Raw genomic sequence first — 10368 nt, forward strand, 5'->3', positions numbered from 1 at the left:
GTACGCGTGTCCTCGTCGCATCCCTCCGAGCCGACGCCGTCGACACCGGCTTTCTTCGCAGCAGCAAGCACGGAGTCGCAGGCATCCGGCGCGAAGGCGAACTGGCCCATCATGGCGCCGAGCGTCAGCGGGTCTTGCAGGCGCGGATCGTCGCGGATCGCCTGCAGAGTGGCGCCGCCGACCGCCTTCGATTTCCGGTCCTGCGCGATCTGCGTCAGGTCGAAGATGAACTCGAATTCCGGCTTCTCGACGCCCTCGGGCTTCGACACCAGGATGTCCAGCGCGTAGCGGGTGATCTCGTCCGGCGTGACGACCGAGCGAATGGCCCTTGCCTGATGGTAGTTGCGCACCAGTACCCAGCGCGAGGGCAGGTCGCCGTAGCGGGCCAGAATGCCGAGCTGTTTGATGGCGGCAAGCTTCTGCTTGTCGGTCTTGGCGGCCTGCGCCTGGGCAAAGACCTTGTCGCGGATGCGGTTGACGACGTCCGCGTCGAGACCGCCGGGAGCCGGCGCGGCCTGCTGCTCCGCCGTGGTTTGCGGGCGGGGAGGGTCGCCAAGCGGACCCTTCGCATCGACCCAGGCGGCGAGCGCCTTGCGCGCGTCGGGGCCGAAATAGCCCTTCGGCTCGCCCGTATAGAAACCTTCGCTCTTCAGCGTCGTCTCGATGGCGACGCGGACCTCGTCGGGCAGCGCCTTGCCGATGCCGACAAGGTTCTGGTCGTCGAGGCCGGCCGGCGCCTCGCGAAATGCATCCATCACCGCGCCCGCGATCGCCGCGCTTCCGGCGCTGGAGGCCGGTCCGGAAAAGAGGCCGCTCAGCTCAATGCCGGCGTCGTTGGCGCCGAACACACCGACGCCCATCCTGCCGATGCCGTCATTGTAAAGGGCGATGCGATCGGTGATGCCTTCGCGCAGCGTCATCAGATGGTCGAAACTGTCGAAGGTGAAGGCGTTGGCGAGCTTGCTCTTGGCCTTGAGCGAGCCGAGCCGCGCCGCCTCGCGCCAGGCATGCAGCCGCTCGCGCGGGTTCTTGTCGACGCCGAGACCATCGTCATAGGCATCGCCCAGCAGCACCATCGCTTCGACGCTGCCGAGATTGGCGGCGTTGATCAGCATGGTCGTCGCCCTCTGGTCGTCCTGCGGATAGACCACGCCCTTGCGCAAAAGATTCGCGTGCAGGAGATAGGCCTGCTGTTGCTTCTTGGCCTCGCCTTCGTCGATCAGGACCTTCAGTTGATCGTCGCTCAGGCCGTCGTCGCGGCGCGACGGGCGATAGCTGGTCGAATCGAGGTTGGCATATTGCGTCGAGGCGTAGAGCCAGAGCGCGTCGCGGTCGCCCGCGTCCGCCAGCGGCTTCAGCATGGCGCGCGCCACATCCTCGTTCTTGAACCGCTGATCGTCCGACAGCTGCAGCCGCGCCAGCGCCAGCGCAGCACCTGGTTCGCCGGCCTCGGCGGCGTCGCTCAGGCGCTCGACGAGCTGGTCCGGATGGTCGATCTGAAAGCCGTCATAGTCGGGAAGCAGCTTCGCCAGCCTGATGCTGGCGTCGAGGTCCCACGGGGCATTGAGCAACCGGATCGCCTCGCGCGGCTGGCGGCCGACGAATTTGCCGTCGAGCAGCAGGCCGGCGAGCATTGGCCCGGCGCCGGCGACGTTTTTGGAGGCGGCACGCAGCATGGCGATAGCGCGCTTGCCGTCGGCTGGCCCGCCTTCGCCCTTGGCCAGCATGTCGGCCAGCATCGGTATGGCATATTGATCGTTGGCGACGCGCGCTTCCAGCAATTGCCTTGCCTTCGCCGCGTCCTGCTGTGTGCCTCGGCCGAGCCGCAGCGCTTTGATATAAGCGAGCACCGACGCTTCGGGCCCGCCAGTGCCGGCCTTGGTATCCGCAGCAACGGCCTGAAAAGCCTTGTGCTGCTCCTCGGCGGCAAAGCCGTCGTTCTCCAGCGTCGTCCGCGCAATCAGCAGCGGCATGGCGGCACGGAACTGGCTGTCCCATTCGCCGGGCGATTGGCCCTGGGCCGGCGCGTCGATGACGCGTTGCGCGGTCTCGACCACCTTGTGCGCATCGCGGCGCAGCAGCGGCCCATCGATATACTGACGCAGCAGCGTCTCGAGCGCCGTGAGATGGCCGGCAGCGCCTGCCTTCTGCAAGGCTTCGAGCGCCATGTCGCGCGAGACAGGTAGCGGACCGGCGTCGGCGCCGTCGCGCCGATGCACCGAGTAGACCTCGTAGAGCAGATAATTCGCCTCGGGACTGCCGCCTTCGGCGATGAGCTTGATCTGCGGCAGGAGAAAGGCAAGCCCCGGCTGATTGAGCGCGACCTGGACCCGCAGCCATTCAAGCGTCAGCCGCTTTTCCTGTGGCGCGCCGAGCATCGCCGCCTGGCATTTGTCGGCCAGGGTTTTGAGCTTGGTGAGATCGAAGTCTTGCGGAAAGAGCGCGCCATATTGGACAGGCGGCGCCTTGGCTTCAGGATCGAGCGGCACGGAAGCGCCACGGTCGCAGACGCTGATCGCTTCGGCAAGCGCGGCTTTCTTCGCCGCATCGTCCGCAGCCTTTTTGGCCGCGTCGTCGGATTTTTCGGAAGACGCCTGCGCTCCCAGGGCCGCCCCGGCGATGGGCGTCAAGGCGAGGCAGGAAAGAACCAGGGCGTGCACTGGCCGCAGCATGAGCGTCCCCCTCGGACTTGGTCCGGGCGCAGCCGGACACAGGCGCTAAATTAGCATGTCGCGTCAGCGATGATGAGTGTGGCGCTTCACATTCGCGTATAGTTCGCCCTCGTATCGCCCGCATGTCGCGGCCCGCAGTCGTTTGAATCAATTTGCCAAGGCGGCGTGCTAGAGGATTGTCACGACTCGGATTTTCGACAGGATCGCCATGCCGCAACCGCTGAAAATTGCCATCGCCGGTGCGCTCGGCCGCATGGGACGGCAGATGGCGGAGACCGTCGCCGCCGATCCGCGGCTGGAGCTTGTCGCGCGCTTCCATCGGCCGGGCAGCATGGGCGAGGGATTGGTCGAGCGCGACGAGGCGCTTTCGCTTGCCGACGTGGTGATCGACTTCACCACGCCCGCGGCGTCCGCCGAACTGGCCAAAGCCTGCGCCGCGCGCAGCGGTCCGGCGCTGGTGATCGGCTCAACCGGTTTCACCGCCTCGGAGTTGGCCGCAATCGCCGAAGCGGCAAAGACAATCGCCATCGTGCGCTCCGGCAGCTATTCGCTCGGCCTCAATATGCTGACCGGCCTGGTCGAGCAGGCCGCGAGGGCGCTTGGGCATGATGACTGCGACATCGAAATCCTCGAAGCGCATCATCGCTTCAAGGTCGACGCGCCGTCGGGCACGGCGCTGATGCTGGGCGAAGCGGCTGCGCGCGGACGTGGCATTGAACTGGACGATGTGGCCAGGCGCGCCCGCGACGGCCTAGTTGGTCCGCGCGGTGCCGGCGAGATCGGCTTTGCCGTGCTGCGCGGCGGCGGCATCGTCGGCGAGCACAGCGTGAGCGTCCTTGCCGAAGGCGAGACGCTCACGCTTTCGCATGCCGCCGGCGATCGCTCGATGTTCGCGCGCGGCGCCATCGCGGCGGCGCTCTGGATTGCCCGGCGGCCGCCCGGCGAATACGACGTGCGCGATGTGCTCGGCTTAGGTGGCGTGTAAGGTGCGAAGGAGTTCGGCCCAGTGCCTGAAGTCTGTTCTGCACTTTTCCGTCAAGCGCCGGCGCCGCCCCTCATCTGGCTGCCGCCATCTTCTCCCCGTAAAACGGGGAGAAGGACGCTCGCGCTGAGGATTTCGACAATCGCCGACCTGCAGAGAAGGAGCGCGCGTTGCGGCCAGCCTATTTCTCCCCGTTCACGGGGAGAAATGCCCGGCAGGGCAATGAGGGGCGGCGCCGGCGCTGGCAGTTGAACACTCCGGTTTCAAATACGAAACTTGAGCAATTGCCCTGTAAACGGCTGAAAGCCAGCTGAAAGCTTGGCCATGCCATGACGGTTTCGTGGCGTTCGCCACATGAGCGGGCCTGGGAGCGGCCGGCAGGAGGAAATGCGGCGCGGCGCGTCGCTTAGGTGGAGGAAGTTACGTGACCGGTTTCATCTCTAAACGCGCGCTGCGCTCAGTGGCGCTGACGCTTGCCATGCTTGGCGCTGGCGCATCGGCGGCCTCGGCTGCCGACAAGATCACCATCATCGTCGGCGGCATGGAGAAGCAGATCTATCTGCCGGCCGTGCTCACCCAGCAGCTCGGCTATTTCAAGGATGAAGGGCTCGATGTCGAGCTGGTCAACTCCCGCGCGGGCGTCGAGGCCGAGAACGAATTGCTGGCCGGCGCCGTGCAGGGCGTCGTCGGCTTCTACGATCACACCGTCGACCTGCAGTCGAAGGGCAAATACATCCAGTCGATCGTGCAGTTCAGCCAGGCGCCGGGCGAGGTCGAGCTGGTCTCGGCCAAGCATCCGGAGATCAAGTCGCCGGCTGACTTCAAGGGCGCGACGCTCGGCGTTACCGGCCTTGGTTCCTCGACCGATTTCCTCACACAGTATCTCGCGGTCCGCAACGGCTTGAAGCCGGGCGACTACACGCTGCTTCCGGTCGGCGCCGGCAACACCTTCATCGCCGCGGTCAAGCAGGACCAGATCCAGGCCGGCATGACCACCGAGCCGACCATCGCCAAGCTGCTTCAGACCGGTGAGGCCAAGGTGTTGGTCGACATGCGCACGCCCGAGAAGACCAAGGAAGCGCTGGGCGGCGACTATCCGGCGGCCTCCTTCTATGTGCAGTCGAGCTGGCTTGAGGAGCACAAGGACGAGGCGCAGAAGCTTGCCAACGCCTTCGTCAAGACGATGAAGTTCATCGCCGGCCATTCGGCCGAGGAGATCGCCGACAAGATGCCGAAGGACTATTACGCCGGCAACAAGGACCTCTATGTGCAGGGCCTCGCCGGCGGCAAGGCGCAGTTCACGCCGGACGGCCGCATGCCGGCCGATGGTCCTCAGACGGTGCTCAAGGTTCTGTCGACCTTCTCCAAGAGCCTGCAGGGCAAGCAGATCGACCTTTCCAAGACCTACACGACCGAGTTCGTGGACGCGGCCAAGTAGGCGCTGGCAGGCGAGGGCGGACGGACCCGTCCGCCCTGAAAACAAGGACTTGCGCCGGCTGCCTGAATCAATCCGGCAGCTGCGCCTTGAGATGCCGGCGAGCAGGCCACCGGCCCGAGCCGCCATTCTCGCATCACCACCACAGGAGTGTGCCATGCAATCGCAGACCATGGCGGCGGAGAAATTGTCTCCCGCCGCGCCGCCGGCCGATGCCGCTATAGCCATCGACGATGTGACGCTGCGCTTCGTCACGCCGGACGGCCACATGATGACGGCGATCCGCGATTTCACCATGACGGTGGCGCGCGGCGAGTTCGCCTGCGTCGTCGGCCCGACCGGCTGCGGCAAGTCGACCACGCTCAACCTCGTCACCGGTCTCTTGCGTCCAACGACCGGCAATGTCCGCGTCATGGGCAATCCGGTCACCGACATCAGCCGCGACATCGGCTTCGTCTTCCAGGCCGATGCACTGTTTCCCTGGCGCAGCGTCATCGACAATGTCGCTGCCGGTCCGCTCTTCCGTGGCACGCCGAAGGCGCAAGCCTATGAGAAGGCGCGCGACTGGATCGGCCGCGTCGGCCTTTCACGCTTTGAGAAGCATTACCCGCACCAGCTCTCGGGCGGCATGCGCAAGCGCGTGGCGCTGGCCCAGACCTTCATCAACCAGCCCAAGATCCTGCTGATGGACGAGCCGTTCAGCGCGCTCGACATGCAGACCCGCACCGCCATGCAGGACGAGTTGCTGGGCCTGTGGTCGGGACTCAAATCCTCCGTCGTCTTCGTCACGCATGATCTGGAGGAAGCGGTGGCGCTGGCCGACAAGGTCTATGTGCTGACCGCCGGTCCGGGCACGGTGAAGAGCGTCTACCGTATCGACCTGCCGCGCCCCCGCGTCATGGCCGACATCCGTTACGACCCGAAATTCATCGAGATCGCCAAGGTGATCTGGAACGATCTGCGCGAGGAAGTGCAGCTCGGCCAGAGCCGTGGCTTTCAGACCGGCCATTGAAAGGGGAAACAGCATGACCGCCATCTCTCCTACCGAACAGGCTGCCATCCGCGCGACCTCGATCGTCGCCGCCGAAGCGCAGGCGAGGGTGCGGCTGCGCAAGCGCCATGCCTTGGTTATCGGCCTGCGGCTTGCGATCCTCGTCGTCTTCCTTGGCCTGTGGGAACTTTGCGCCGATTACAGCATCATCGACCCGTTCTTCTTCTCCAGCCCGTCGGGGATATGGGAGCAGATCTGGTCCTGGGTCACCGAGGGCACTTCTCAGGGGCCGCTCTGGCTGCAGATCTATGTGACGCTGGAGGAAACGTTCCTCGGCTTTGCCATCGGCGCGGTCGGCGGCATCGTGGCGGGCATCATCCTCGGCCGCAACAAGCTGCTGGCGGATGTCTTCTCGATCTACATCAAGATCGCCAACTCGGTGCCGCGCGTGGTGCTGGGCTCGGTCTTCATCATCGCGCTTGGCCTCGGCATGGCGTCCAAGGTGGCGCTGGCCGTCGTCATGGTGTTCTTCGTCGTCTTCGCCAACGCCTTTCAGGGTGTGCGCGAGGCCGACAGGGCGATGATCGCCAACGCCCAGATCCTCGGCGCCTCGCCGATGCAGATCACGAGATCGGTCATCATTCCTTCGGCGATGAGCTGGATCCTCGCCAGCCTGCATGTCTCGTTCGGCTTCGCCCTTGTCGGCGCGGTCGTCGGCGAGTTCCTCGGCGCCAAGCAGGGCATGGGCCTCCTGATCTCCACCGCGCAGGGCGCCTTCAACGCCAATGGCGTCTTCGCGGCCATGATCATCCTGGCGGTGATGGCGCTGGTGGTGGAGTTCCTGATCACCCGCTTCGAGAACTATGTGGTGAAGTGGCGCCCGGCGCCATTCAACGAGCAGGGGACGTGATCGATCGCCGCACACCATCATGGTTCGATGTTTGGTGTGCGGCCTTGCCTAAAGTGTATGACAAAGTCATGCACCAGTGCTATATCAAGGGGCATCGAGGAGACGGTCATGCGAAACTCCCAACCCCTGACGATCACACTGCCGCTCGAAATGGCGCAGATGGTGAAAGACAAGGTGGCCTCGGGCGAATACGCCACCGAAAGCGAGGTCATCCGTGATGGCTTGCGCACGCTTGCGGCGCGTGATGCGGCGGTTGAACGTTGGCTGCGCGAGGAAGTCGTGCCGATAATGCGGGATGCGCGCGCCCGTCCCGAGAAGCTGTTGACGGCCGAACAGCTGCGCCGCAATCTCTCTGAGCACATCAACGCGATCGCCGCCAAACCGCGCTCCGGTGCATGAAGTACCACGTCAGGTTCCACGCTGCCGCCGAGCGAGACATTGCCGAACTGCTGAACCAATTGGCGCCTAAAGCCGGCGTGGAAACGGCATTGCGCTTTGTCGGAGGTCTCATCGACTATTGCCTCGACTTCGCGACATTTCCGGAGCGTGGCATGCGTCATGACGAGATCGCCCCGGGTTTGCGTACGGTGGGGTGGCGCCGGCGCGCGACGATCGCGTTTGAAATCGTGGATGACAAAGTGATCATCCTGCGGATTCTTTATGCGGGTCGTACGCTCGAACTGCCGGACGAAGAATCGGAACACTGACGCGGCCAGTGGCCTCACGCCAGCGGCAGCCGTACCTCGACCTTGAGCCCGCCGCCGGCGGCATCGCCAAGCGTGACGCTGCCGCCGGCATTCTCGACCACCTCGCGCACGATCGCCAGGCCGAGGCCGCTGCCTTCCTCGGTCGCGCCGGCGAGGCGGTAGAAGCGCTCGAAGACATGCTCCCGCTCTTCAGGTGGGATTCCCGGACCGGCATCGCTCACCATGAGCACCGCCTCGCCATCCAAGGCGGCGAGCCTCACGGTGACGCTGCCGCCTGGCCTGGAATAGCGCAGAGCATTGTCGACCAGGTTGACGATCATCTCGCGCAGCATCGTGCCGTCGCCGATCACCGGCACCGGTCCGTTCTCATCGAGGCCGAGGTCGATATCGCGCTTGATCGCCGCCGGCGCCTGCGCTTCCAGCACCTGGCGGGCGGCTTCGGTGAGGTCGATACGGTCGGCGCGCGGCCGCCGGCTGCCGGGTTCCGCTCTCGACAGCGTAAGCAGCTGTTCGGCCAACCGCGCCAATTTGCCGGAACTCGTCTGCAGCGCCACCAGCGCCTCCTGGCGCCGGTCGGCCTTGGTCTCCCGCAACGCATAGCTTGCCTGTGTCGACAAGAGCGCCAGCGGCGTGCGCAGCTGGTGCGCGGCATTGGCGATGAAGCGCCGCTGCGCCGCCATCTGCGCCCGCACGCGCTGCATATAGGCGTTGAGCGCTTCGATCAGCGGCCGGATCTCGCTCTGCGCGCCCGGAACCTCGACCGGCTCGAGATCGCTGCGGCTGCGCGAACGCACGGCGTCGCGCAGCCGGATCAGCGGCGCCAGCCCGCGGCGCAGGCCGAGCAGCACGAACACGCCGGCAATAGCCACCAAGGCAAGCTGCTGGGCGAAGGCGCTGAGCCACAGCCGCTTCACCATCGCGTCATGGCCGGCGAGCGTGACGCCGACCGTGACCTTGATGGGCGAATCCGCGCCGGCGCCGATCACCGCATGGCTGAGCGTTGCTAGGCGCAGCGGATGATCGCGATAGGAGGCTTCGATGCTGTTCCGCTCCGACGCCACGGGCAGGTCGGGGTAGCCGGTCAGCAACCGTCCGCCGGCGGTCTCGACGCGATAATAGACGCTGTCGCGGTCGCCTGTGTCGAACATCTCGATCGCCGCCGGCGGCACGATGGCGTCGAGCACGCCGTCGGCCATCGCCACCTGCTCTGCGATGGCGCGCGCCGAGCCTACCAGCATGCGGTCGGTGACGAGGTCCGCCGTCGCCAGGGCGTTGCGCTGGCTGGTCCACAGATTGATGGCGGCCAAACCGGCCAGCGGCAGCACCACCCAAGCCAGCAATTGGATCCGAAGGCTGCCGATCCGAAGACTGCCGATTCTCATGGCGCCGGATCGTCGTGACGCAAGAGGTAGCCGAGGCCGCGCAAGGTGGCGATCTGGACGCGCGATGCCTCGAGCTTCTTGCGCAGCCGGTGCACGTAGATCTCGATGGCGCTTGGGTCGGCGTCGGTGTCGAAGTCGTAGATCGCCGCCGAGAGCGCCGCCTTGCTCACCGTGCGTCCGGCCTTGACGACCAACTGTTCCAGCACCGCGTGCTCGCGCGGCGTCAGCGACAGCGTCGCGCCGGCAAGCGAGAACAGGCGGGTGTTGGTGTCGAAGACGAGGTCGCCGCAGGAAATGACCGGCGCGGTGCGGTCGTTGGCGCGGCGCAGCTGCACGCGGATGCGCGCCTCCAGCTCCTCGATCTGGAAGGGTTTGGCCAGATAGTCATCGGCGCCTTCGTTGAGGCCCTTGACCCGGCCGTCGAGGCTGGCATTGGCTGTGAGCACGATCACCGGCACCGGGTTGCCGCGCGCCCGCAGCCTTTTCAGCACTTCCATTCCGCCCATGCGGGGCAAGGCAAGGTCGAGGATGATCAGAGCGTGATCGCCGGCGGCCAAGGCATGCTCGACATCCTCGCCGTCATGCACGACGTCGACGACATAGCTCGCCTGGCGCAGCGTCTTGCTCAGCCAATCGGCCAGTTCGCGATTGTCCTCGACAAGCAGCAGCCGCATCGTTCGTTCGCTGTTTCCTCCCAACGGCGCCGACCTTCGCCGAGGGTGGCGGGCGGCGTCCGAATTGGTTCCCTGAGGCAACCGATAGTATCGATCCGCCCGCAAGGCAAACGCGGTTTCCCGGCGGCCGCCATCCCGGTCATGATGCCTGCGGGGCCGCTTGCCCGGTCGTGCAAGTGATAAAACCGAACCGTTCGGTTCAATTAATGTTTGACGGTTAGTGTAGCCATGGTGAACGCTGGCAGGTCCCGTCAGATTGGCATCTCGACGGGTGATCGCCGTAACCTATTGATATGAAACGATAAGAGTCTGGCCGCTTAGCCTTCCATGCAATTTCAAGATCGAACCGAACGGTTCGGTTCACAACTTTACGTGATTGGAAATGGCAACAGGGCCGACCCATCTCGGGGAGGTCCGAGCGACGCGAATTTCCATCACGGCACGCCACTAGACGGACACGACTTTTGAGATCTGGAGTACCTGAAATGAACAAGATTGCTTTTGCCGCTGCTGCCCTCCTCATCGCCACGAGCGGCGCTTTTGCCGGCAGCGACCATTACGGTTCCGACAACGTCAATCAGCCGGCCGTGACCGCTCCTGCGGGCAAGGTCGACA

At 65.2% G+C, this 10368-nt stretch carries 10 protein-coding genes; 7 read left to right on the plus strand and 3 right to left on the minus strand.

Annotated features, from left to right (window positions below; translation table 11 throughout):
- Positions 1 to 2672 (minus strand): sel1 repeat family protein (locus EOA28_RS12510; RefSeq protein ID WP_148670701.1); only part of this gene is annotated, 2672 nt, incomplete at its 3' end.
- Positions 2673 to 2880: 208 nt separating this feature from the next.
- Here EOA28_RS12510 and dapB point away from each other — a divergent pair.
- The 6 genes from dapB (at position 2881) to EOA28_RS12540 (ending at position 7697) form a co-directional block, all read left to right on the plus strand.
- Positions 2881 to 3657, plus strand: coding sequence for a 4-hydroxy-tetrahydrodipicolinate reductase (gene dapB, locus EOA28_RS12515; protein WP_127252835.1), 777 nt, complete (start codon positions 2881 to 2883; stop codon positions 3655 to 3657).
- Positions 3658 to 4132: 475 nt separating this feature from the next.
- Positions 4133 to 5092, plus strand: coding sequence for an ABC transporter substrate-binding protein (locus EOA28_RS12520; RefSeq protein ID WP_245463494.1), 960 nt, complete (start codon positions 4133 to 4135; stop codon positions 5090 to 5092).
- A 154-nt stretch (positions 5093 to 5246) separates the two neighbouring features.
- Positions 5247 to 6101, plus strand: a complete 855-nt coding sequence (locus EOA28_RS12525) for an ABC transporter ATP-binding protein (protein WP_126078179.1) — start codon at positions 5247 to 5249, stop codon at positions 6099 to 6101.
- A 13-nt stretch (positions 6102 to 6114) separates the two neighbouring features.
- Positions 6115 to 6990, plus strand: a complete 876-nt coding sequence (locus EOA28_RS12530) for an ABC transporter permease (RefSeq protein ID WP_126078178.1) — start codon at positions 6115 to 6117, stop codon at positions 6988 to 6990.
- Between the two features lie 108 nt (positions 6991 to 7098).
- A complete protein-coding gene (locus tag EOA28_RS12535; RefSeq protein ID WP_127252833.1) occupies positions 7099 to 7389 on the plus strand; it encodes a type II toxin-antitoxin system ParD family antitoxin in 291 nt (96 codons plus the stop codon).
- Positions 7386 to 7697: a type II toxin-antitoxin system RelE/ParE family toxin gene (locus tag EOA28_RS12540; protein WP_127252832.1), complete on the plus strand. Its 312-nt coding sequence runs from the start codon at positions 7386 to 7388 to the stop codon at positions 7695 to 7697. The genes EOA28_RS12535 and EOA28_RS12540 overlap by 4 nt, the downstream gene beginning before the upstream one ends.
- Positions 7698 to 7711: 14 nt before the next feature.
- Here EOA28_RS12540 and EOA28_RS12545 read toward each other — a convergent pair whose 3' ends face one another.
- Together EOA28_RS12545 and EOA28_RS12550 are read right to left on the minus strand one after the other, a co-directional pair.
- The gene (locus EOA28_RS12545; RefSeq protein WP_127252831.1) at positions 7712 to 9079 is read right to left on the minus strand and encodes a sensor histidine kinase; all 1368 of its coding nucleotides are present in this window, start codon (positions 9077 to 9079) and stop codon (positions 7712 to 7714) included.
- The gene (locus EOA28_RS12550) at positions 9076 to 9753 is read right to left on the minus strand and encodes a response regulator (RefSeq protein ID WP_127252830.1); all 678 of its coding nucleotides are present in this window, start codon (positions 9751 to 9753) and stop codon (positions 9076 to 9078) included. Before EOA28_RS12550 ends, EOA28_RS12545 begins: the two co-directional genes overlap by 4 nt.
- A gap of 485 nt (positions 9754 to 10238) precedes the next feature.
- Here EOA28_RS12550 and EOA28_RS12555 point away from each other — a divergent pair.
- On the plus strand, positions 10239 to 10368 hold a 130-nt coding region (locus tag EOA28_RS12555), incomplete at its 3' end, for a DUF680 domain-containing protein (protein WP_128314923.1).

The organism is Mesorhizobium sp. M2A.F.Ca.ET.067.02.1.1, assembly GCF_004023285.1.
Lineage (GTDB): Bacteria > Pseudomonadota > Alphaproteobacteria > Rhizobiales > Rhizobiaceae > Mesorhizobium.